19 protein-coding genes are annotated in these 23,451 nt (G+C 62.0%); 11 read left to right on the top strand and 8 right to left on the bottom strand.

Annotated features, from left to right (window positions below):
- Together ACFIQF_RS18475 and ACFIQF_RS18480 are read left to right on the top strand one after the other, a co-directional pair.
- A partial coding sequence (locus tag ACFIQF_RS18475; protein ID WP_393945115.1) for a hypothetical protein occupies positions 1–371 on the top strand: 371 nt, incomplete at its 5' end.
- Between the two features lie 79 nt (positions 372–450).
- A complete protein-coding gene (locus tag ACFIQF_RS18480) occupies positions 451–2,172 on the top strand; it encodes a trypsin-like peptidase domain-containing protein (RefSeq protein ID WP_393945116.1) in 1,722 nt (573 codons plus the stop codon).
- 100 nt (positions 2,173–2,272) lie between these two features.
- Here ACFIQF_RS18480 and soxR read toward each other — a convergent pair whose 3' ends face one another.
- Complete coding sequence (gene soxR, locus ACFIQF_RS18485; RefSeq protein WP_393945117.1) at positions 2,273–2,749, bottom strand: redox-sensitive transcriptional activator SoxR; 477 nt, start codon at positions 2,747–2,749, stop codon at positions 2,273–2,275.
- Positions 2,750–2,967: 218 nt separating this feature from the next.
- On the opposite strand from soxR, the gene ACFIQF_RS18490 reads away from it, so the two are divergent.
- From ACFIQF_RS18490 to ACFIQF_RS18500, 3 genes are read left to right on the top strand one after another with little or no spacing between them, the layout of a single operon-like run.
- Positions 2,968–4,137, top strand: coding sequence for an efflux RND transporter periplasmic adaptor subunit (locus ACFIQF_RS18490; protein WP_393945202.1), 1,170 nt, complete (start codon positions 2,968–2,970; stop codon positions 4,135–4,137).
- Positions 4,138–4,149: 12 nt separating this feature from the next.
- Positions 4,150–7,353 (top strand): efflux RND transporter permease subunit, encoded by a 3,204-nt coding sequence (locus ACFIQF_RS18495; protein ID WP_393945118.1) that lies wholly within the window; start codon positions 4,150–4,152, stop codon positions 7,351–7,353.
- On the top strand, positions 7,346–8,800 hold the full coding sequence (locus ACFIQF_RS18500) for an efflux transporter outer membrane subunit (protein WP_393945119.1): 1,455 nt from the start codon (positions 7,346–7,348) through the stop codon (positions 8,798–8,800). The genes ACFIQF_RS18495 and ACFIQF_RS18500 overlap by 8 nt, the downstream gene beginning before the upstream one ends.
- Positions 8,801–8,831: 31 nt before the next feature.
- On the opposite strand, the gene ACFIQF_RS18505 is transcribed toward ACFIQF_RS18500, so the two are convergent.
- Positions 8,832–10,046: a YbfB/YjiJ family MFS transporter gene (locus tag ACFIQF_RS18505; protein WP_393945203.1), complete on the bottom strand. Its 1,215-nt coding sequence runs from the start codon at positions 10,044–10,046 to the stop codon at positions 8,832–8,834.
- Between the two features lie 464 nt (positions 10,047–10,510).
- Here ACFIQF_RS18505 and ACFIQF_RS18510 point away from each other — a divergent pair, with 464 nt between their 5' ends.
- Entirely contained in the window at positions 10,511–11,485 is a 975-nt protein-coding gene (locus tag ACFIQF_RS18510) for a hypothetical protein (protein WP_393945120.1), read from the top strand.
- Positions 11,482–11,820: a hypothetical protein gene (locus tag ACFIQF_RS18515; protein WP_393945121.1), complete on the top strand. Its 339-nt coding sequence runs from the start codon at positions 11,482–11,484 to the stop codon at positions 11,818–11,820. The genes ACFIQF_RS18510 and ACFIQF_RS18515 overlap by 4 nt, the downstream gene beginning before the upstream one ends.
- A gap of 60 nt (positions 11,821–11,880) precedes the next feature.
- Here the strand turns inward: ACFIQF_RS18515 and ACFIQF_RS18520 are convergent, their stop codons facing one another.
- A complete protein-coding gene (locus ACFIQF_RS18520) occupies positions 11,881–12,813 on the bottom strand; it encodes a DMT family transporter (protein WP_393945122.1) in 933 nt (310 codons plus the stop codon).
- A gap of 85 nt (positions 12,814–12,898) precedes the next feature.
- A complete protein-coding gene (locus ACFIQF_RS18525; RefSeq protein ID WP_393945123.1) occupies positions 12,899–13,789 on the bottom strand; it encodes a LysR family transcriptional regulator in 891 nt (296 codons plus the stop codon).
- Between the two features lie 72 nt (positions 13,790–13,861).
- On the opposite strand from ACFIQF_RS18525, the gene ACFIQF_RS18530 reads away from it, so the two are divergent.
- Complete coding sequence (locus tag ACFIQF_RS18530; protein ID WP_393945124.1) at positions 13,862–14,086, top strand: hypothetical protein; 225 nt, start codon at positions 13,862–13,864, stop codon at positions 14,084–14,086.
- A gap of 73 nt (positions 14,087–14,159) precedes the next feature.
- Here the strand turns inward: ACFIQF_RS18530 and ACFIQF_RS18535 are convergent, their stop codons facing one another.
- From ACFIQF_RS18535 to ACFIQF_RS18545, 3 genes are all read right to left on the bottom strand, one after another.
- Entirely contained in the window at positions 14,160–17,525 is a 3,366-nt protein-coding gene (locus ACFIQF_RS18535) for a DUF5979 domain-containing protein (RefSeq protein ID WP_393945125.1), read from the bottom strand.
- A gap of 275 nt (positions 17,526–17,800) precedes the next feature.
- On the bottom strand, positions 17,801–19,015 hold the full coding sequence (locus ACFIQF_RS18540) for an MFS transporter (protein ID WP_393945126.1): 1,215 nt from the start codon (positions 19,013–19,015) through the stop codon (positions 17,801–17,803).
- A gap of 201 nt (positions 19,016–19,216) precedes the next feature.
- The gene (locus ACFIQF_RS18545; RefSeq protein ID WP_393945127.1) at positions 19,217–20,398 is read right to left on the bottom strand and encodes an NAD(P)/FAD-dependent oxidoreductase; all 1,182 of its coding nucleotides are present in this window, start codon (positions 20,396–20,398) and stop codon (positions 19,217–19,219) included.
- Between the two features lie 111 nt (positions 20,399–20,509).
- Here ACFIQF_RS18545 and ACFIQF_RS18550 point away from each other — a divergent pair, with 111 nt between their 5' ends.
- From ACFIQF_RS18550 to ACFIQF_RS18560, 3 genes are all read left to right on the top strand, one after another.
- Positions 20,510–21,403 (top strand): transporter substrate-binding domain-containing protein, encoded by an 894-nt coding sequence (locus ACFIQF_RS18550; RefSeq protein ID WP_393945128.1) that lies wholly within the window; start codon positions 20,510–20,512, stop codon positions 21,401–21,403.
- 3 nt (positions 21,404–21,406) lie between these two features.
- The gene (locus tag ACFIQF_RS18555; protein ID WP_393945129.1) at positions 21,407–21,616 is read left to right on the top strand and encodes a tautomerase family protein; all 210 of its coding nucleotides are present in this window, start codon (positions 21,407–21,409) and stop codon (positions 21,614–21,616) included.
- 111 nt (positions 21,617–21,727) lie between these two features.
- The gene (locus ACFIQF_RS18560) at positions 21,728–22,327 is read left to right on the top strand and encodes a GntR family transcriptional regulator (RefSeq protein ID WP_393945130.1); all 600 of its coding nucleotides are present in this window, start codon (positions 21,728–21,730) and stop codon (positions 22,325–22,327) included.
- A gap of 123 nt (positions 22,328–22,450) precedes the next feature.
- Here the strand turns inward: ACFIQF_RS18560 and ACFIQF_RS18565 are convergent, their stop codons facing one another.
- Positions 22,451–23,422, bottom strand: a complete 972-nt coding sequence (locus ACFIQF_RS18565) for a Bug family tripartite tricarboxylate transporter substrate binding protein (protein WP_393945131.1) — start codon at positions 23,420–23,422, stop codon at positions 22,451–22,453.
- Positions 23,423–23,451 lie beyond the last annotated feature (29 nt).

Below are 23,451 nucleotides of genomic sequence, written 5' to 3' on the forward strand. Positions count from 1 at the left end.
AACAGCCAACAGCCAACAGCCAACAGCCAACAGCCAACAGCCAACAGCCAACAGCCAACAGCCAACAGCCAACAGCCTGCAAGAGCTGCGTCTTCTATGAGGCTCCCGCGAGAGGGCGTGTGAAGGCTCCGTGCCAGCCCCTGCGCACCAGATCCGCCACTTTGTCACCCGTTTCTGTCGCAACCGGCGGGCCTAGCCAACGCTTCCATCTATCTGCACTCGTAAGCACATGTGAGCAACTGCTTGCGAAATTCATAAAGCCAGCACTGATCCAGTTTCCGATTCACTTGGAACTGGTTGCGCATGAAGCATTTGATTTCAAAATTAACAAAATCTATTCACACAAAATATCTTCAAACAAATGTCAATGAATCGATTTCGATGATGTGTTTTGAAAAATCTATTGATACCATTGACTCCATCAAAGATTTGGCTATCAGGAGATTAAAAATGATTCGCTGGCTCAATACTTCGCTGCAAACGGTTCGTGTCGCTGGCTCGGCCCTGGCTTTGTGCCTGGTGGCGGGTTCGGCTCTGGCGCAAAACGTGGCGGCGCGTGTGCAGCCAGCCAGCCAGACTCCGGTGGCGATGGCGATGAAAAGCGCCCGTTTGGCCCCGGTAGCGCCTACCTTGGTGGAGCTGGGTGCCTGGGTGCAGCCCAAGGCAGCCGCGGCAGATAGCAACGACGGCGTGCGCATTGGCGCCCCTCGCGCCAGCAGTGCCACCGGCACGGTAGCGGCCACGCAAGCAGCGCTGCGCTGGCAAGCAACGGCCAGCGGTGGCCAGGTGGCGGCGCTAAGTTTTGTCTCCAACGAGGCTTTCGGTCTGCGCGTGGGCCTGCTGGTGCAAGCGCTGCCGGCCAATGCCATCGTGCGTGTCTATGCCCCTGACTGGCGCGACCAGGCCAGCGAAACCACGGGCGAGCGCATTGCCCAGGCTCTGCAAAACAATGCCAAGGCGGGCGACAACTCGGTGGCCGGCCGCACCTGGTGGACGCCGGCTGTCGACGGCGATGAGCTGACGGTCGAGATCGAGCTGCCTGCTGGCGTGGCCAGCGCCGGCGTGCAAGTGGCTGCGCCCCAGGTTGTGCATATCTACGAAAACATCTTCAAGCTGATTGACGACGGCAGCCACATGGAAGCCAAGATCAACAACGCCGCTGCCTGCACGCTGGATTCGACCTGCTACGACGCCTACGCCGCCCAGCGCGATGCCGTGGCCCGCATGCACTACGTTACCGAGCAGGGCGCTTACCTGTGCACCGGCACCTTGCTCAACGACCGCGCCGGCAGCGGCAAGCCTTTCTTCATGACGGCCAACCACTGCATCAGCACGCAAACCGTGGCCTCGTCGCTGCAAACCTTCTGGTTCTACCGCACGCCCAGCTGCAACAGCCGCCTGCTGTCGTCGGCCAGCAAAACGCTCAAGGGCGGCGCGCAACTGCTCTACACCTCGGCTTCGCCCGATGCCAGCTTGCTGCTGCTCAACGATGCGCCACCCGCAGGTGCTGTTTTTGCCGGCTGGGACGCCAACCCGGTGGCCAAGGGCGCAGCGGTGGTGGGCATCCACCATCCCCGCGGCGATCTGCAAAAAATCAGCTTCGGCAGCATTGTCGGCAGCTCGGCCTGCACGCCTGGCAATGGTTACTACAGCTGCCGCGCCAGCAACGAGATGAACGACAACTTCTACCGTGTGCAGTGGAGCCAAGGCACCACCGAAGGCGGCAGCAGCGGCTCGGCCCTGTTTGTGAACGGCGTGGTTACCGGCATGCTCTCCAACGGCTCAGCCTCTTGCAGCAACACCGGCGGCACCAACAACTACTCGCGTTTCGACAAGGTGTTTCCCGCCGTCAAGCAGTGGCTCTACCCCGAAGTGGCTGCCCCCGCTGCTGTCGATGTGTACGGCTTTCTCAACACCGCCACCGGCGCCCACTTCTACACCGCCAGCGTGGCTGAGCGCGATATGGTGATCGCCGTGTTGCCCAATTTCCGCTACGAAGGCGTGGCCTTCCAGGCTTACCAGCAAGCAGGTGCCGGCCTGAACGCCTTCTACCGCTTCTACAACTGGCAGACTGGCACCCACGTCTACAGCGCCAACGTCCAAGAGATCGCCGCCATGCAAGCCAACCCAGGCGTGTTCCAAGACAACGGCCTGGCCTGGTATGCCAAGTAAGCAGCGCTAAAGAGCAGCGTTAGCCGATGACCAACGCGCCGTTTTTGCGGCGCGTTTCGTTTTTTGGGGGCGGGTCAAAGCGGGCGGCTGGGAGCGTGCCTTATTCGCCGTCGGCTACGGGCGTGAGCTTGTCGCCCAGCCACAGCCTGGGGCCTGCGCCTTTTTCGCTGATGCAGTCGGCACGGTTGAAGACATTGCAGACCTTCATCGACAAACAACCGCAGCCTATGCAGTTCTCCAGACTTCTGCGCAACTGCATCAGCTCCCCAATTCGCTCGTCGACCCGGCTGATCCAGGTTTGAGAGAGGGTGTTCCACTCTTCGCCGCTGGGCGCATGGTGCTTGGGCAAGCCATTGAGTTGGCCGGTAATTTCTTCGAGCTGAAAGCCCAGCCGCTGCGCGAACACGATATAGGCCACACGGCGCAAGACCGAGCGGTGGTAGCGGCGATGCCCGGCGCCGCTGCGCACGGATTCGATCAACCCCAGCGACTCGTAGTAGCGCAATGCCGATGCGTTGACACCGCTGCGCTTGGCAATGGTGCCAATAGGCAGCAGCTCATCATCCCCAAAAGCCATGGTGGTACCTCATTTCTCTTGACTTAAAGTGCACTTTAGCTTGAAGAATGGCTGTCGGCAATGGGCAAAAGCGGGTTTGTGTCCCGTGTGGCCATTGAGGCCACGCCCGTTCCCCCATGGTCGACCGCGGGCGGGCCAGGCGACAGACATCAGAGAAAAGGGCTTGTTACATGACATCAGCAATCAGCTTGCGCGGCGCAGCGCGCCTGGGTTCGGCCATGGCAGTAGGCGCGCTGTGCGTGGCCATATCGGCCTGCGGGCCGGGTAAGGCGGAGAAGGCGCAGGCCGCCTCGGGCGGGCCGCCGCCAGCGCCGGTCAGTGTCGCGGTGGTGCAAGCGCAGCAAGTGCAGCAGTGGGACAGCTTCAATGGCCGTATTGCCGCGCAAGACACGGTAGATATCCGTCCAAGGGTGAGCGGCTACATCGACAGCCTGCATTTCCGTGAAGGGCAGTTGGTGCGCAAGGGCCAGGTGCTGTTCAGCATTGACGCCCGCACTTATAAAGCCGCGCTGGCCAGCGCCCAGGCCCAGTTGCAACGCGCCAAAGCGGCCGCCGCACTGGCCCGGACGCAAGACAAACGTGCGCAGACTTTGCTGGTCGACCGGGCCATCTCCGCTGAAGAGGCGGACAACCGCGCAGGCACCCTGGCGCAAGCGGTAGCCAGCGTCAGCGCGGCGGAGGCGGCAGTGGCCACGGCGCAGCTGGAGCTTGGTTTTACCCAGGTGAGAGCGCCCATCACCGGCGTGGCAGGCAGGGCGATGCTGACCGTGGGCAACCTTGCGCAGGCCGATCAAAGCGTTCTGCTCACGGTGGTCTCGCAGAACCCGGTGTATGTGTACTTTGATGCCGATGAGCAAAGTCTGTTGCGCAGCAAGCTGTTGGGCAGGGAGGCCGATGCGCAGGCCGGCCCGGCAGCGGTGCGCATTGGCCTGCTCAGCGACGAAGGCTTTCCGCATACCGGCCAGATCGGCTTTACCAACAACCGCCTGGACCCGCAAACCGGAACGATCAGTGTGCGAGCCACGTTGAACAACGACCACGGTCTGTTCACGCCGGGCATGTTTGCCCGCGTGCAGATGCAGGGCCGCGCCGATTTCTCTGCCGTGCTGATTGACGACAAGGCGGTGCTCACCGATCAGGATCGCAAATACGTTTACCTGGTGGGCCCAGACAACCGGGCAGAGCGGCGCGAAGTCCGATTGGGACGCATGGCTGGCGGCTTGCGCATCGTGGAGTCCGGCCTGCAAGCGGGCGAGCAATTGGTGGTGGCAGGCATGCAGCGCATCCATTTCCCCGGCATGCCATTGGCGCCCACCGTGGTGCATGAGGTGGGCGAAAAACCGGCACCAGCGGCGCCGCAAAAAACCGCGCAGCCGGGCAAGCAATAAACGGGGAACGGCATGGATTTTTCCAAATTTTTCATCGACCGGCCCATCTTCGCGATTGTGCTGTCCATCATCACGCTGGCTGTCGGCGTGATCGCCATTCCCCAGCTGCCATCGGGCGAGTACCCCGAGGTGGTGCCCCCCAGCGTGGTGGTGCGCGCCACGTACCCCGGTGCCAATCCCAAGGAGATTGCCGAGTCGGTGGCGGTGCCGCTGGAAGAGGCCATCAACGGTGTTGAAGGGCTGATGTACATGAAGTCGGTCGCCGCATCGGATGGCAGCTTGCAAGTGGTCTCCACCTTCCGCCCGGGCACCGATCCCGATGCCGCTGCCGTGCGCGTGCAAAACCGCGTCAGTCAGGCGCAGAGCCGCTTGCCCGAGGAAGTGCGCCAGTACGGCATTACCACGCAGAAGCGATCGGCCACCTCGCTGATGTATGTGGGCATGGCCTCGTCAGACGGCAAGCTCGACACCTTGTACCTGCGCAACTACGCTACTTTGCGGGTCAAGGATGAGCTGGCGCGCATTCCCGGCATTGGTGATGTGGGGGTGTACGGTTCGGGCGACTACGCCATGCGCATCTGGCTGGACCCGGCGAAGGTTGCCGCCCGGCAGTTGACGGCCAACCAGGTGATTGCCGCCATACGCGAGCAGAACGTGCAGGTCTCTGCCGGCCAATTGGGCGCCGAGCCCAGTAGGAAAGGCACGGACAAGCTGTTGTCGATCAATGTCCAAGGCCGCCTGCAAAGCCCTGAGGAATTTGGCCGCATCGTGCTCAAAACGGGGGCAGACGGGCAGCTGGTGTATCTGTCGGATGTGGCTCGCCTGGAACTGGGTGCCAGCGATTACACGCTGCGCGCATCGCTCAACAGCAAGAACATGGCGGCCATCGGCATTTATCTGACGCCAGGCGCCAATGCGCTGGGTGTGGCCGACCAGGTGTACAAGACGCTGGAGCGCCTCTCCAAAACTTTGCCGCCGGGCGCGGAGTTTCAGTACCTGTGGGACCCGACCGTGTTTGTGCGCGACTCCATCAAGGCGGTGCAGCACACGCTGATCGAGGCGGTGGTGCTGGTGGTGTTGGTGGTGATCGTGTTTTTGCAGACCTGGCGCGCATCCATCATTCCGCTGCTGGCCGTGCCGGTGTCCATCGTGGGCACGTTTGCGTGGCTGTATCTGCTGGGCTACTCGATCAACACCTTGACGCTGTTCGGCCTGGTGCTGGCCATCGGCATCGTGGTGGACGATGCGATCGTGGTGGTGGAGAACGTCGAGCGCTATATCGAAAAAGGCCATAGCCCGCGCGAGGCGGCGCACCTTGCCATGCAAGAAGTATCGGGGCCCATCATTGCCATTGCGCTGGTGTTGTGCGCGGTGTTCGTGCCCATGGCGTTTCTGGATGGCATCACCGGCCAGTTCTACAAGCAGTTCGCGGTGACGATTGCCATCTCCACCGTCATCTCGGCCATCAACTCGCTCACCTTGTCGCCCGCTTTGGCTGCCAAGCTGTTGCAAGCCCATGGCACGCGCAAGGATTGGCTGGCACGTGGCATGGATGCAAGCCTAGGCTGGTTCTTCCAGCGCTTCAACCGCCTGTTCGATCGCAGCGGCCAGCGTTACGAAAGCGCGGTGGCGCGCTCCTTCAAACTGCGTGGCCTGGTGTTTGTGGTGTACCTGGCGCTGCTGGGCGCAGCCGCCTTGCTGTTCAACAACGTGCCCGGCGGCTTTATTCCCATGCAAGACAAGCTCTACCTGTTTGCCGGCGCCAAACTGCCCGAAGGCGCATCGCTGCAACGCACCCACGAAGCGACCCGCGAGATGACGCGCCACGCCCTGGCGGTGGAGGGCATAGAGTCCGTCCCCGCATTTGCCGGAATGAACGCGCTGCAAGGCACCAACACGCCCAACCTCACCAGCGCGTATGTGATTCTCAAACCCTTCTCGCAACGCCAGCGCAGCGCCACCGAAATCAGCGCAGAACTCAACGCCAAGCTGGCAGCCATGGACGGCGGCTTTGGCTATGCGCTGATGCCGCCGCCCATCCAAGGACTGGGCAATGGCTCGGGCTACTCCTTGTTTCTGGAAGACCGTGCCGGCCTGGGCTACGCCGCGCTGCAACAGGCCTTGGGCGCATTCCAGGCGGCGATTGCCAAAACCCCTGGCATGCATTACCCCGTGAGCGCCTACCAGTCCAATATTCCGCAGCTGGAAGTCAAGGTAGACCGCACCAAGGCCAAGGCGCAAGGGGTGGCTTTGAACGATGTGTTTCAGACGCTGCAGGCCTACCTCGGGTCGGTGTATGTGAACGACTTCAATGCCTTTGGCCGCGTCTACCGCGTCATGCTGCAAGCCGATGCGGATTACCGCCAGACCGCAGAAGACATTGGCCGGCTGCAAACCCGCAACAGCAACGGCGACATGGTGCCGCTGGATGCGATGGTGAGCGTCGTGCCCAGCTACGGGCCCGATCCCGTGCTGCGCTACAACGGTTTCCCGGCGGCCGATCTGATTGGCGATGCCGACCCGCGGGTGCTGTCATCGTCGGAAACACTGGCCAAGCTGCGCGAGCTTGCAGACCAGACCCTGCCGCCCGGCATTGAGCTGGCCTGGACTGATATGAGCTACCAGCAGGTGGAGCAAAGCCACGCCGCCGTCGTCGTATTTGCATTGGCGGTGATGCTGGTGTTTCTGGTGCTCGCGGCGCTGTATGAAAGCTGGACCATGCCGCTGGCGGTGATTCTGATCGTGCCGGTATGCATTTGCGCGGCGCTGTTTGGCGTGTGGCTCTCGGGCGGGGACAACAACGTCTTCGTGCAAGTGGGGCTGGTAGTGCTCATGGGGCTGGCCTGCAAGAACGCGATCTTGATTGTGGAATTTGCGCGCGAGCTGGAGATGCAAGGCGCCAACACCTGGGACGCGGCGCGCGAAGCCTGCCGCCTGCGGCTGCGCCCCATTGTGATGACCTCCATCGCCTTTATCGCGGGCGCCATTCCGCTGCTGGTAGGCCATGGCGCAGGTGCGGAAGTGCGCGCCGCCACGGGCGTCACCGTGTTCTCGGGCATGTTGGGCGTGACCATCTTCGGGCTCTTCCTCACGCCGGTGTTCTACGTCAGCTTGCGAAAACTGAGCGGCCAGCAACTCCACCCGCACGGCCAGGCCGCTGAGCCGGGCAAGCCGGTCCTGCCCGCATCCACTGCCGAGGAGAATTCCCATGCTTAAACCTTGTCCTCTCAGCAGCATGGCCCTGGCCTGTTGCCTGGTGTTGTCGGGCTGTGCGGCGCTCGGGCCGGACTTCCATGCGCCCACCACCGAAGGCGCGGTGCCGGCGCAGTTTGCGCGCCAGCAAGCGGATGGCGGCGTCCATCTCACGATGCTGAGCCGTCGCGATGTGCGTGACCCAGCGTTCTGGAGCCAGTTTGGTGATGCGCAGCTCACGCAATTGGTGCAACAGGCGCTGGAGCGCAACCACGAGCTGGGCGCGGCTGTGGCAAGACTGCAATCGGCCCAAGCCATGCTGACGCACACGCAGATGGACCGCTTCCCCACTGCAACCATGAGCGGCAGGGCTACGCAGCAAAAGCTCAGCACCGACGAGACCAGCCCTGGGCAGGCGCGATCCACACGCTCCTACAGCGCAGGCATGGCTGCGAGCTGGGAGCTGGACTGGCTGGGGCGCGTACGCCGTTCGGTGGAGTCTGACGCAGCGCAGGTGAGCGCATCACAGGCCGACCTGGAGGCGCTGCAAATCGTGATTGCTGCGCAGGTGGCAGACGCCTACGTGCAATTGCGGGGCGCGCAAACGCGCCTGCAACTGGCCCAAGCGGCAGAGCAAAACCAGCGCGACACCTGGCAATTGGTCGAGCGGCGTTTGCAGGCGGGCAGCGCTACGGACCTTGACCTGAGCCGGGCGCGTGCGCAACTGCAAACCACGCAAGCGCGCATTCCCGGGCTGCAAACACAAATCGCAGCGCAGCAGCATCGGCTTGCGGTGCTGGCGGGCCAGAGCCCGGACAGCCTGATCGCCGCATTGGCAACCGCCAGCCCGCTACCCGCCATACCGCCCATGCTGGACCCGGGCAGCCCGGCAGACATGCTGCGCCGAAGGCCAGACATCGCCGCAGCAGAAGCGCGCCTGCACTCGGCCACTGCGCGCATTGGCGTGGCAACGGCGGACCTGTTTCCACAGCTGTCCTTGGGCGCCTTGCTGGGCAGCTTCACGCTGGCAGGTAACGACCTTTTCACTGGCAGAGCGGCCAACGCCAGCTTGTTTCTGGGCATCGACTGGTCGTTTTTGGACGTGGGCCGGGTGCGGGCGCGCATTGCGGCCAGCGAGGCGGGCGCTGCGCAAGCGCTCGCGCAATACCAGCAAAGTGTGCTGCTGGCCTTGGAGGAAACAGAAAACGCACTCGTGCAAGTACAGCGCAACAGCGAAGAGTGGGCGGCGCTGGATGAAGCTGCCACGCAGCGGGACCAATCCGCACAACTGGCCCAGCGCATGTACCAGGGCGGCAGTTTGAGCCTGTTTGAAGTGCTGGATGCGCAGCGTGAACAACTGGCAGCGCAAGACGCCAAGGCGCAAAGCCAGATCAACGCGGTGCGCTCCAGCATCGGCCTGTACAAAGCCTTGGCCGGAGCTTGGGCGCCTGCTACACACTCCAACGGTTAGATGGCGGACAAGCAGTTCGGGCTGCGAGTCATCAGTGAGTCTGCTGCGCCAAAGCCTTTTGCCGCCAGGCCAAGCCCGCGCCCAGCAGCAAGCAAGCGGCGGATACCACCAGGCCGCGCTCCAGGCCACCCGCGCCATCGGCCACCCAGCCGACCAAGGTGGGGCCGACGATCTGGCCCAGCGCAAACACGGTGGTGAAAGCGCTGATGCCGGCCGGCCAGGCGCTGGGCGGCAGGTTGTGGCGCACCAAGGCGGTGGTGGATGCCACGACCGACAGAAACACCGCGCCAAACACCATGCCCGAGACAAACACTACCGGCACCTCCGAGGTGAGCGCGGGCAGGGCGGTGACCACGGCCAGCACCAGGTTCAAGATGGCGAGTGACTCGCCGCCTTTGAAGTAATCGAGCATGCGCGCCCAGATGCGCGAGCTGGCCAACACCGCCAGGCCCAGCAGCGCGTAAAAAGTGGTGATGCGGCCGGGCGACATGCCTTGCTGCTGCAGCAGCGCCACCACAAAAGTCATGTAGCCGATATAGCCTGCGCCAAACATGAAATAGCCGCCCAGGCCAAAACCAAAATCGCGCAGCGTGAACTGGCCCGTACCGGCGGCAGCGCGTGCCGGCTCGCCAATCTGGCGTGCGGGCCAAGCCATGGCAGCAGCCGCCACAAAACAGGCCAGACCCAGGCCGAGCCACGGCCACTGCCAGCCGTGCGCCACGCCTTGCGCCTGCGCTGCGTCCAAAGCCGCAGGCACCAGCAAGGCCGACAGCGCAATGCCAATGCCGGTACCGCCGTAATACAGCCCGATCAGAAAACCGGCATTGCGCGGGTAAAGCGAGCCCAAACGCGCCGCCAGCACGCCGCCGGCGATAAACACCAGCGCACTGGCCGCGCCCGCCAGCACGCGCTGTAGCATCAGCGCTGCGGTGGCAGTAATGGCGCCCGAGGCCAGCATGAAAACACCTGCCAGCACCGCGCCCGCCATCAGCAAACGCCAGGCGCCCAAGCGACGCATGAGCCACGGCGTCACCAAGGCGCCGGCAAAGTAGCCCACGGCGTTGGCCGTGTTCATGCTGCCCGCCACCAGGTACGACCAGCCCAGATCGGCCCGCATCGGCGGCAACAGCAAGCCATACGAAAAGCGCGAAATCCCCAGCGCCACTGCGGCGCCCAGCGATAAGGCCAGGGCAATGGCAACCGGGTGGCGGATAGGGGGGCTGGCTGGCGCTTCGGATGGCGGCATGGAGTGTGTTGGCTGTGGCATGGCGTTTTGATCATGCACCAGCCACAGGCGCTCGCCATGCCCGGTGGTGACAGGTGGGGAGGTGCCGCCCATGGGCCAATGCACTTTTAAAAAACGCAACTGGTACGCGCGCAGTTATTAAATGGGTAGTGCTGCAGCATGCGGAGCGATGGCGCTCCAAATAACGGCACAAGTGACAGCAGTCTGACTCAGCATGGGTGAGAATTGGCGGCTGTTTGTAACCAAATAATTCTGTTTTTATACTCTGCCGGTGGCAGCGTTGGTGCGGTGGTCTGTATATCGACTTTTGGGTGGCTTGTGAAAGATTTGCGCATTCCTTCGATGCACAGCACTCGGAAACTTCACGAATCAGTACAAACCCTTAGTAAATTCTTAGAAAACCGCTAAACAAATCGCCTTCTCAAAAGAATAGAGAGGGTGCGCTTTTTTCATTGAGGAATCCCATGTTAGACCACAGCAATTCGCAGCCCCATTCTCAACCCGACCTGCCTTTTTTTGAGGCATTGGTCGCGCATTTGATCGACGGCGCCATGATCCCCAAGGTGCAAGTAGAGCGCTCCATCGGGCCGGTGCTGGGCTTTTTTATGGCCGATGTCTTGACGACGTTGCTGGACAACGGCTCGGTCGTGATGCTCAGCCCGGAGTTCCCGATCCGTAAGCTGGGCAATATGCAGTCCACCAATATCGACTGGTTGATGCTGAATTTGACGACCAACGAGTTGCTGTTGGTCGAGTTGAAAACGACGGACACCACTTTCCGAGCCGAGCAGGCGGCTATTTATGAAGAGCTGCAGGCGCGGATTCAAGCGGAGAGTGCGGAGTTTTTATTGACCGAACTGATGGAGATTGGCAACGCGTCACAGGAGCGCGGTAAGTACCAAAGGGTTCGACAACTAATGATTGAAGCCTATGGCGTGCAAGACGAGGAGCAACTGAGTGCCAAGCTGCGTGCGTGCCGCAGCAGCCAAGTGATTTACCTGGCACCCAAGGTCATGAGCCGCCCGGACAGCTGGACGGTGGGGCGTGACAACTGGCAGTGGCTGAGCTTTGGTGATCTGCCTGGAACCCTGGCAGAGGGCGCCTACGCAGACCAATGGCCAGCATTGCACAAACAACTGCTGATGCTGGATGCCATGGACCGCCATGCCCGTAACGGCACGCAGGCCGGAGGTAGCCGCAAGAACTACCTCGAGCTGTTGGACTATGCCGATCTGTTGAAGGTGTGCCGTCAGCAAGGTGCCTCCAAGTTGGTCGGTTTTATGGGAGGCTCGAACAAGCTGCAAAACACCGATCTGCCTGCCCTGCAAAATCGCAGCTTCAAGGTGGACGACATCGCCAATCTCAGTGGCAAAGTCCTCTCCAACTGGATTCGTGGCGACCAGTTTGTCGCGTTGATCGACAGCAAGGCGGCGCAATGAGCGACGATCAGGCGCCTGAGCCAACCCTGCTTCAGATCCTCACCCAGATCCCCCGCAAAAAGCTCGTCAAAGGCGCGTGGTACCTGGGCAAGGGGCGCAATGGCGATATCGGGATGTGGGATGGCGAGGATTTTCTGGTGATAGGCCAGAACAGCTATCCGGTCGAGCCACGCAAGTGGGTGAACCAATGGGCCATCAAGCGCGAGCCGTACTTTGAGGCGGAGGATGGTTGCTTTCAGCCTTTCAAGCGCGTGCCTATGGGGCAGATCGTCGAGCCGCATGCCGATGCGCTCAGTTACGCAGAGACGATGGGCTTCCCGGTGGATGTGGCTTAGAGCCTTTTTAGCTGATGGCGTGCGAGCGCAGAGCGTTAGAAGTTTTCGATCTGATAGTCATTACGTCGCTACACGCCGCCCTGCCAGCCAACCGTGGCCGCTGACCAGCACCACGCCCACCAAGGCCACCAGGGCGCCGAGCACAAAGCCGGGCGTGATGGGTTCGTTCAGCAGCCAGGCGCCGAGTATGACGCCGAAGATGGGCGTCAAGAACGTCAGCACGCCCAGTTGCGAAGCCAGGTACTGGCGCAGTAGCCAGAACCAGGTGAGCAGGCTGGCAAAGGCCATGGGCAGAATGTTGAAGGCCATGCTGGCCCAGAAAGCGGGCGTGGGGCTGATGTGGCCTTGGCCGCTGGCGCTGGCCACCACCACCAGTACCACAAAGCCCACGACTAGCTGGTACCACAGGGTTTGCGATGCCGGCAGGTTGGACAGGCGTGTGGTGCGGATGCCGACCGTGGTGGCACCCCAAAACATGCCGGCCAGCAAAGCCAGCAGATCACCCCAGAGCGTGCTGGCCGTGTGGCTGGCGCTGCCGCCCGCGGTGCTGCCGCTGCGCCACAAAAACGCAATCGCAATGCCGACAAAGGCCAGCGCAATGCCCAGCCACTGCAGGGGCGCCAGTCGCTCTGATGGCAGCTTGGCATGCAAGCCCAAGGCGGCCCAGATGGGCGCCGTGTAGAGCAGCACCACGAGGTGCGCTGCACTGGTGTGGCGCAGGCTCTCGCCCACCAGCACAAACTCAGCGGCAAAGAGGGCGCCTACTACCAGGCCGGGGCGCCAACTGCCATCGGCAAACTGCAGGCGCTGGCCGCGCCAACGCATCCACAGCCACACCAGCACGGCAGCTGCGCCTGAGCGCAGGCCAATTTGCATCATGGGCGATGCGTCTTGCGCGGTGACTTTGAGTACGATTTGCTGGCCGCTCCAGACCAGGCTGAGCAAAACCATCAGCGCAATGGCGCGGGCATCCAGAGATTGGCGGGTGTCCATCGGTAGGCAAGTTGGGGAGTTGCAGGCATTGTCCATGCGCTGGTGCAGCGGCACTGTCGCCTGCTGGCCTGTTGCAGGTGCGGGTTTACTCGCTGGCGAACTTGGCCAGTACTTCCAACACCGCTTCCACGGCCGGCTGCGGCGTGTTCAGCACGCGCTGCGCTACGGCCATGGGGCGCATCAACGGCGGCGAGAGGTGGCGCATCTGCACATCGGGCTTGTCCAACTGGTCGGCCACTTCTTCCAGCGGCAAGAGCGCCGCGCACTGGCTGGCGGCCGCCAGGCTTTTGAGCGCGCCTTGGTAGCTGAGCATCAAAAAAGGGCGCGGGCGGTAGCCGGCTTGGTGAAACCAGGAAGACACCAGCCCATGCATTTGCGTAGCGGGCGCAAACGATGCCCAGCGCCGCTCGGCCAGCCACCCCGGTGTCACCACATCGGGCGCCTCCCAGCTGCCGGGCAGCAAGGCCACCATGGCGTCGTTGCGCCAAGGTGTCAGGCGCACGTCGATGCTCGGCGCTTGTGGGCTGGCGACGATGGCAATGTCCAGGCTGCCCGCTTGCAAGCGCTGCATGGCCAGGCTGGAGCCTACCGCTTCCAGCCGTACTTCCACGCCGGGGCTGCGCTCGCTCAGCGCCTCCAGCATCAGGGGCAGCAGCCGGGTGCTGACGCCGGCCGATACGCCAATGCGCACCATGCCTTCGCGACCACTGGCGCGGCGCTGCACCAGCTCGACCAGGTCGTCGCTGGCAGCCAGCAGCTTGCGGCCCTCTTGCACCAGCACCTGGCCGGCGGGCGTCAGCTCTGCCTGGCGCCGGCCGCGTACCACCAGCGTGGCTTCCAGGCGCGACTCCAGCTCTTTGATGTGCAGGCTGACGGTGGGCGGCGCCAGATGCAAGGCCTGCGCAGCGGCGGCAAAGGTGCCCAGATCGGCAATGGCGACCAGGGTTTGCAGCTGGTCGAGGTTGAGATTACGCATCAGCTTTTATAAATTGAGTCGTCAGTTAATTCAACTTTACAGATGTTAGCCGCAGGCCGAGCATGGCTGGCTATGACAAACCCGACTCCAAGCACCCGTCACCCAAGCGCACATCGCCGCGACGCCGCCGTTGCCTGGCCTGAAGAAGCTGATGCTTTGCCGACTCTGCCAGCCGCTTTGCTGCACAACGGCACGCAAGGCGAGCGCCCACCGTGGCGGCAACGCCTGCTCGCTGCCCTGGAGCGCGCCGAGCGCTGCGTGACCGAGCGCTTTCGTGTGCCACCCGGCGGAGGTTGAGCTGGCACGTGCAGGCGCAAAAAAGCCCAGGTCAGTGCCTGGGCTGGGGGGGCAGCGCGCAGCGCTTGGGTTTTTAGCGCTGGGCTTGCCGGCTGCGGCGCAGGCCGGCCAAGGCCATCAGCAACACAAGGGCCGTCAAGGCCCCGTTTTGCAGACTGGGCACCGGGGTAGGTGTGCCGGCCGTGGCTTTGGCTTGCATGGCCAAGGTCACCACAAACACATTGCTGCTGGGGCTGCTGATAACGGGCGCAGCCCATTCATAACCGGCTGGCAAAGGCAGGGTGGAAGGGTCGCTGCTCAGGCCCAGCGTGCAGGTGCTGCCAGCGGCAACCGTGGGGCTGGTGCTGGTGCTCAGGGCGCCGTTGGCGTCTACCGTCAGCGTGCCGGCCGCGGGGCTGGCGGCGCTGGGGCTGCAGCTGAGCGCAAAGCCCAGGGTTTTGCCAGCCAGGGTGGCGGCAAAGCCGGCGGGCATGCCGGTGATGCTGCCGCTCACCGCGGCGGCGCCAGGCGCCAACACGGTCCAGGTCACCACCACCGATTGCGGGCCCGATGCCGCCGCTTTGGCTTGCGTCGACTTGCTGCGGGTGATGGTGGGCGTGCTCGATGCCAGGGTATAGCCTGCGGGCAGCAGGCTGGCGTTGGGGCCGCCGGCAAAGTCGAACTCGCACTGCGTGCCTTCGGCAATGCTGTGGGTTTGTACTTCACCGTTGGCATTGAGCTTGGGAACGGCCGCGCCAGCAGCAGGCGTGGCCTGGCAAGCTGTCACGGTATAGGCCAGGGGCTGCAGCAGTGCCGAGAAATCGGCCGTGCTACCAGCAGGCGTGTCGATGCGGGCAGCAATGCTCAGCGTCGGCACCAGTTGGATGCTTACGACAAAGTTGTTGCCCATTTGCGTTTGCACAGGCGCCTCCAGGCGGTAGCCGGCCGGGGGCGTCAGGCTGGAGCTCAGTTGCAAGCTGCACGAGGAGCCGGCGGCTACCTGTTTGTCCGGGCTGCTCAGCAGGCCATTGGCGTCTACCGTCAGCACGCCACTGGCTGTTGGCAAGGCGGCGCTGGGCGAGCACACCAGGTTGTAGTTCAGGCTTTGTCCGGCGAGGCCTGCGGGCAGGGCGCTGGCGCCGTGGACGATCGAGCCTTTGACGCTGGCCGTGCCTGGTGCAGCAGCTGTCCACACGGCCTCAATCACCTGGTTGCCGGTTGCCGGGTCGGTGGTGGTGCTGATGGCCGGGGTGTCCGATGCCAGCGTGTACCCGCCGGCGCTGGGTGTCGGGCCGGGCTTGGCGCTGAAGCTGGCGCTGCAGGTTTCGCTGGCGCTGACGGTGTGGTCGTTGCCTGCGGTGTGGCTGTCAAAGTTCAGCGCAGCCGGGCTTGGCGCCGGGCTGGCGGTGCAGCCTGTGAGGCTGTAGGCCAGCGATTGTGCAGGGAACTCGCCATTGCCACCATTGAGGATGGCGCGCACGGTCACCGTCTTTTGTACGGGCGCAGACAAGGCCAGGTCGTTGTTGGCCAGCGTAACCTCGGCCTGTGTGCTGGCCTGGTTGGCGGACAGGCGTGCATTGGCGCTCAGTGACAGCTGGCCCATGCCCGTGGGCACAACAAAGCTGACCGTAAAGCTGGCCTGCGGTGCCGTGGTATTGGCCGGGTCTTTGGCCGCCAGGCTGCAAGCACCGGTGGAGACGCAGCCCAGCGGGTTGCTTGCGGCAGCGGTGATGGTGGCGGTGGCTGGGTCTACACCGGCAGGCAGCACATTGTTGAGCAGGGCGCTGTCCACCGCTGCGCTTTCGCTGAGGTTGCTCACGGTGACCGTGTAGTTCACGGTATCGCCTGCCTTGAGCGCGCTGGTGGGGAAGCCGCTTTGCTCCAGCAGCAGCTCGGGCGCGCTGCATACCACGGCTGATTGGGCCAAATCGTTGGTCTGGCCTTGGGTGGTGCTGAAGCTGTTACCCGTGGTGGCGCCAGGTGTGATGGTCAGCTGGCTGGTGTTTGAGGCGGCTTTGATGCAGGCATTGGTAGCAGGGTCGCTGGTGTCGCTCCACTGCACAGGCAGCGTGATGCTGCAGTTTTGGCCAAAAGGGATGCCGATGCCCGAAATCTCAAAAGCCGTGCCGTTGACCGTCACCGCCAGCGGTGTGGAGTTGGTGCCGTTGGTGCAGGTTGAGGCAGGCGTGCCGGCGAACGCCAGATTCGCGGGCAGACTGGCTTTGACCGTGCCCCCACTGATGGCTGTGCCCGCCACCAGGGATTTGTTGGTGATGGTCAGCACCATGGTGTTCGGCGTAGCAGGTGGCTTGAGCGTCAGGTTCTGGCTGGCAGGTGTGGCCGCAATGGATGCCATGCCACCGCAAGAGCCACCGCCCAAGGCGGCGTCGATAAAGGCCTGTCCTACATTGCGCGTGCCTTGCGTGGCGGATGTTTGAACATTGCTGGCGAAGTTGTTGTTGTCGAAGGGCGAGATGTCGACGACGGCGAAGGTACAGGTGCCGCCGTTGGGCTCGGTCTTGAAAATATCTTTGGTGGGGAAAAAGGCACCATAAACATTGCCATCGGTTGCGCCATCCAGCCGGAACAGTTGGTTGACGGCGGGAATACCAAGCAACCACTGGTAGTAGCCGCCTTGCAAGGTTTCCAGGTTGACGATGCTGTTGCTGCTGTTGTTTTTGAACGACCGGGTGTATTCCGCAGCCGCAGTCGTGTTGTTGAGCATGCCAACAGCGGTGTTGCCGTTGTAGCTGTCCAAGCTGGTGCTGAGGCCGGTGGCCGGTTTCAGAATTTCGCTGTTGAAGCGTGCCACGTTGCTGGAGTGGGAAACCGCAGAGTCGCAGCACGAATCGACAAAATACAAAATCGCCCCGGGCTTGCGCGCCGGGTCTTTCATCAGCGTAGCGAGCGTTGCATACGCTTCATCCACCACTTTGAAATAGGTGCTGCCCACCACCACCAGGTCATAGCGCTCGGCATTGGCGGGCTTGAACAGGCTGAGATCGTTGGGGTCCAGGAAGACGTTGCTGTCATCCACCTCCACTACTTCTTCAGCAGCGGGGTTGGCAGAGTTGGTGACCCGGACCAGATTCTTGCTGCCAGCCGTGCCCCCGGCAATGACGACATCACTGGTTTTCTTGGCGCGGATTGAGAGTGCGCCGTACTTGTACACCACCTTGGGCGTGCTGCGCAGATAGACATTGCCCGGGGCTGATGGAGTGATAGTGGGCACAGCGTCAACTGCATCGGTATAGCCAAATGCGCGGGCCAGACCATTAGATGCCCAGAGGCCATCGTCTTTATAAGGTGCTTGGGTAGGCGTTCCCTCATGGGTGGTCAGCACCAAGATTTGGGCTGAGGTCTGCGCCCAACTGGGCGCTGCCACCAGCACCAGAACCAGGGCGGACAGGCGTAGCCAGAGGCGGAGCAGGGCAGAGTAAGCGGGTTTTGAATAGCTCATGGCATTCATTAATTGATTGTTGATTGGTTTAATCAATCGACAATGTAGCAAAAGCCATGAGCGTCTGCTAGCTCCGAAAAACCACAGCGCTTGTCATAAAAGCTGAAAAATCAAACCTGTACAGCGATCCGCTGGGCGAGCGTGCCATGAAGGATGGACGCATTTTTGGCGGAACTAGGGTGTGGAAAGGCGCATATTGTGTATGTTGGCTGCCGCACGGGTTACAAATGTATTACGGCCAAGCTGATAAGAAACCATCGTCCCACTGAACGTCGCTATGGCGCTTTCGGCCGCGCCGGAATCCAGCGCGCCAGCGCTGCCGCCGCGCCAAAGGCGAGCAGGCCGGTGCAGACAATGCCGCTGGCGAGCGACAGGCTCGCAGCCAGCAGCGAGAGCAGGGCGGGGCCGAGCGACGAGCCAATGTCTGCCGCCAGGCGCCAAACGCCCAAAAAATGCGCGCGCCCGTGGCGCGGTGCGTGGTCGGCGCCCAAGGTCATGATCAGGCCCGAGCCAATGCCGTTGCCAAAACCCAGCGCCAAGGCCACCAACAGTAGCGTGACAAAGCCGGTGCTCAGCGGCATCAGCAGCATGGCGGCGCCCATGACCAGCATGGAAGGCACGGCCACCCAGCGCCGGCCTTTCAGGTCCATCAGCTTGCCGGCGGGGTAGAAGACCAGCATGTCGATGCCACCGGCCAGCCCGTAGATCAATGAGGCGGCCGCCGGTGCCAGAGCCAGATGGTCGGCCCAGAGCGGGATCACCACCTGGCGCGAAGCGCGCACGGCGCTCACCAGCAAAATGCCCAGGCCGAGCGTGAGGAACACGCGCCGATGCTCGCGCAAGATGGAGCGAATGGACGGAGGCTCGGCAGGCGCCGTCTGGCCTGCAGGCAGCGGCGGCGCTACCAGATCAGGTACGCGCAGGCCCACCGCAGCAGCGCAGAGCACGCCAGCAATGCCAATGCCAAAGGCAGCATACAAACCCCATTGGTGCATGGCCCAGGCGCCCAGAAACGGGCCGATGAACATGCCGATGCGCATGACACCGCCCAGCGTGGAAAGCGCCCGCGCGCGGTAGGCGACGGGCACGGCTTCGGTCATATAGCTTTGCCGTGCCAGGTTGTAGACGGCTTGCGACATGCCCACCATCAGGCAACCCAGCGCAAACAGCCACAGCTGGCTTGTCCACACGCAGACCGCCATGCCCAGCGCGCTCCACAGCCCGGCGGCCACAATCGCCCAGCGCTCGCCAAAGCGCACGGTGAACAGCGAAGCCGGAATATTGCTGAGCAGCGAGCCTATGCCGATCAGCCCCACGATCAGCGCCGCGACCGAGACGGATGCACCCAGATCACGCGCTACCAGCGCAATCACCGGCAGCACTGCGCCTTCGCCCAAACCAAATAACAGCGAAGGCCCAAACGCCGGCACTGCAATCTTCAGGAGAGAAAAATCAGCGGCTTCGGGGCTGGGTGGCAAGGGGGAGGGCATGCGCAGAGCTATAGCTGGTTATCTACAATAGCTGCCATGCAGCATGCGCTGGCAGCTATTGATTTGATAGTTTATAGCGGCTGCATAACCGGTGCTGTTGAAGGTGTGACAGGCCCTTTGCGAGAGCTCGATTGCAGTCATCAAAACGCATGACGCCTCCCGAAGGAGGCGTTGCTAAAACGGATGGGTGGGGTTGTAGGGCTACAGAATGCCCGCCTCGGCATAAGGCGTGTTGCTTGCTACGCGTTGGTAGCCCATCCGCTCAAGATCCAGGGTTTGGTAGCGGCCATGCACCACCAATTCGGCAATGGCTCGTCCGGCCGCGGGTGCGTGCATCATGCCGTGGCCAGAAAAGCCGGCGGCGGTGTACAGGTTGGGCAGGCCGCCGGTCCAGCTGCCAATGACTGGATTGCCGTCCAGCTCGTTGACTTCGTACAAACCAGACCAGGTGCGATGGCACTTGGCGGCTTCGAACGCTGGGAATCGATGTGCAACAGCGGGCCAGACCACGCGCTCGAAATAATCGTGGTCGATATCGAAGTTGAAACCACGCTGTTCGCTGCCATCAACCAAGCCGCCAGAGAAGCCATTGCCTTCGGAGCGGAACGCCAGCCGGGCAGTGTCTTTCACATAGGGCAGGTGCTCGACTGGCGAACCTGCGGTGAAATAGTGTTCGAATCGGCGCATGGGTGAAATAGGCAAATGCATGCCAAAAAGTGCCGCTGTGCCTTCGGACCAGGCACCAGTGGCATTGACAAATGCCTCAGCCTGCAGCACTTGGCCATTGTCGAGCGTGATGGATTGGGCCTTGATCGTATCCACTTGGGCCGATTGCACTCGTCCGCTGATATAGACCGCGCCCAACTCTACCGCTTTGCGGCGGAAACCCCAGAGCAGACCGTTGGGATCGCACCATCCATCGTGAGGTGTGTGAACGCCTGCTCCCAAGTCGTTCACTTGCATGGACGGAAATCGCTGCTTGAGTTCAGCCGGTGTCAGCAGCTCGGCGATGCAGCCGTGTGCTTGCTGAATCTTGGCGTTGCGCTCCAGGTTTTTGACATCTTCCGGCGGCACGATGAACAGATAGCCACCCTCTACCCAGCTGACGTGGGCGGAGTGTTTGGCAGTGCCCATGGTGTTGTCGAAGTTCTTGATGAAGTCGATGCTGAATTTCGACATCTCAATATTTTCAGGACATGTGAATTGCACACGGCAGCCGCCGGAGGCACGTAGTGCAGACGCAAACTCGTAGCTGGAATCTGGCTCCACGACGGCCACGGACAAGCCGGGCGACTCCTTTAGCAGGAAATAGGCGATGGCCGAGCCAATGATGCCTCCCCCCATGACGACAACGTCAAACGATCCGGATTCTTTTGCCTGCATGGTTGCTCACTCCTAGGTACTGCGGTTTACCGCGTTGACAATGTATCCAATATTGTATCCAATGTGTCGGTGTCAATGCATAGTGATTGGCAATTTTTTAAGGACTCACCTATGAAATTATTGGTAAAAACCATGACCGCCTGCCTGTTGCTGGGCTCGCAGCTGGCGAGTGCTCAGACTGGCGTTTCAACGCTGGACAAAATCCGCAACAGCGGCAGCGTGACGATTGGTCATCGAGAGTCGTCGATTCCTTTTTCCTATGTCACCAGTGCGGGTGCGGAGCCGATCGGCTTCGCCAATGACATTTGCTTGGTCGTGGTCGATGCCATCAAAAAGCAACTGGCCTTGCCTCAGCTGAGCGTCAAATACCAATCAGTTACTTCGCAAAATCGCATTCCGCTGGTGGTCAATGGAACGGTGGATATGGAATGCGGCTCCACTACCAACTCCATGGCTCGCCAGCAGCAGGTCGCTTTCGGTCCCAACTACATCATGGTGGGTGTGCGGGCCGCCGTTAAAAAGAACGCAGGCATTAACAGCCTAGCCGATCTGAATGGCAAGACCATTGCCACCACGACTGGCACCACATCCATCCCTTTGCTGCGCAGTTACCAAAAGACCGAGAGCATCAAAGTATCTGAAATTCTTGGCAAGGACCATGCCGATGCGTTCTTGTTGCTGGAGTCTGGCCGAGCTAGTGCTTTCGTGATGGATGACGTGTTATTGGCCGGCCAGATTGCGGCTTCCAACAGTCCCGCCGAGTACACCATCTTGCCGGAAACTCTGCGCGAAGAGCCCTATGGAATCATGTTTCGCAAGGATGACACGGCTTTCAAAGCTTTGGTCGACCAGGCGGTCCACGGTTTGATGGCTAGCGGAAAAATCCATGCGTTGTATGCCAAGTGGTTCAACTCGCCGATCCCGCCCCGTCATCTGAACCTGAATTTCCCAATGACGGAGGCGACCAAGGCCTTGTACGCCAACCCAACGGACAAGGGAATTTGAGCGATGCCCACGATTCATGTGGAAATGACTGCTGGCCGCAGCCAGGGACAAAAAGCGCAGTTGGCGCAGGCCATTACCGAGGCTATGGTGCAGTACAGCGGCTGTACGCTTGAGTCGGTGCAGATTGTCTTTTGCGACATAGATGCGCAAAACTGGGTGATTGGCGGTCGTTTCTTGGGCGTCAACTCTGAGCAGGTGTTGCCCCAGACATGAGCGGCTCTGGAAGGCCCTGGTTGGCTGGTACGCCGGGCCTCTACAATTCGCGCAGCCATTTGCTTTTGATCCATGACCGAGAACTCGCCCCCTGTACTTGCTGTTGACCGCGTGACTGATGCGCTCCGCCAGATGATTTTGGATGGCAGTTTGGCTGTGGGTGTGCAGCTCAAGCAAGAGGCGCTGGCGCAGCGCTTTGGCGTCAGCCGCCTGCCGGTAAACCAGGCCTTGAAGCGCTTGCAAAGCGAAGGGCTGGTGCAGCATGTGCCTTACACGGGCTCGGTCGTGGCTAGCAAAAGCGTTGGCGACTTGTTGGAAACATTGGACATCCGCATTGGGCTGGAAACGCGCGCCCTGCAACTGGCCATTCCCGCCATGAAACGCGCGGATTTCAGTGCATTGGAGAAAATTCTAAAAGCCTATGAGGCCAGTCAGTCGCCTGCAGATTGGTCCGAGTTGAATCTGCAGTTTCATTTGCGCTTGTATGCACCCTGCGGTCGGCCCAAATTACTGCAAATGATCGAGGACCTGGTGCGTGGCGTGGATATTCAATTGCGCACACGCCAATCGCACCGCGTGGGACTGAAGGCACCGCAAGACGAGCACCGCGCCATCATCGCAGCGTGCCGAGCAAAAGATGCGGCGCATGCGGTGGCCTTGCTGCAGGAGCATATTGAGCACACCCAGGAAGTGTTGCGCAAAGCGCTTTAACCGCGCCCTGTCCTCGGTTTCGTATTAACAAAGAAATACCCGGCGCTTGTGGTACGTGTGCGGCGGCTGGCAGCCTGCACGCGCAGCGCTGCCAGTACGGATGGCAGCGCTAGCGCCCAAGCTTCAGCGTGGCTCGATCTTCAGATCGCGGATGCGCTGGGTGATGACGCCGAACTCGGCCTGGTAGTTGGCGGCGAACTGCTGCGGCGTGGTGTTCATCAGCTCAAAGCCGCGTGAGACGAAGAGCTGGCTGACCTCGGGCGTGGCCACGGCGGCGCGCACTTCCTTGGCCAGGCGCTCGACGATGGCGGGCGGGGTTTTGGCGGGCGCGAGGATGGCGATCCAGACGTTGCTGTCGTAGAGCGGGTCTTTGAAGCCCAGCTCGGCCATGGTGGGCACCTGCGGCAAGGTGGTGGAGCGCTGGCGGCCCAGCACGGCCAGGGGCACGACTTTGCCGCCGGGCACATGTTGCATGGCGCTGGCTACCGAGGACAGGCCGACATCGACCGTGCCCGAGAGCAGATCGGTCACCACCGGGCCTTCGCCGCGCTGGGGCACATGCACCATCTCGGCGTTCAAGTCGCGGCTCAGGGTTTCGCCGGCCAGGTGGCCCAGGCCGCCAATGCCCCAGCTGCCGTAGCTGAGCTTGGCGCCGCTGGCGAGCTTGGCTTTGAGGTCGGCCAGGCTTTTGATGCCGGTGGCAGGGTGGGTAGAGATGAGTGCCGGGCTGCGCACGATCTGTGAGATGCCGACAAAGTCTTTCTCCGGGTTGTAGGCCAGGGTTTTATAGAGTGCGGTGTTGTTGATCTGCGAATCGGTAATGGTGAGCAGCAAGGTGTGGCCGTCGGCCTTGGCGCGGGCCACTTCGCCTGCGCCAATGGCGCCGGCCGCGCCGGTTTTGTTGTCCACCACCACCGGCTGGCCCAAGGTTTTGCCCAGGCGCTCGCCCAGTGTGCGGGCGATGAAATCGGTAGCGCCACCGGCGGCATACGGCACCACCACGCGGATCGGTCGCGTGGGGTAGTTGCTGTCGATGGCCGAGGCGGACAGCGCCATGCCCAGGGCCAGGCTGCCCAGTGCCAGTTGTTTGATCATTGTTGTCTCCGTTTTTTTGGGTTGTGGGG

The sequence above is a fragment of the Comamonas trifloxystrobinivorans genome (assembly GCF_043359985.1).
GTDB lineage: Bacteria > Pseudomonadota > Gammaproteobacteria > Burkholderiales > Burkholderiaceae_C > Comamonas > Comamonas trifloxystrobinivorans.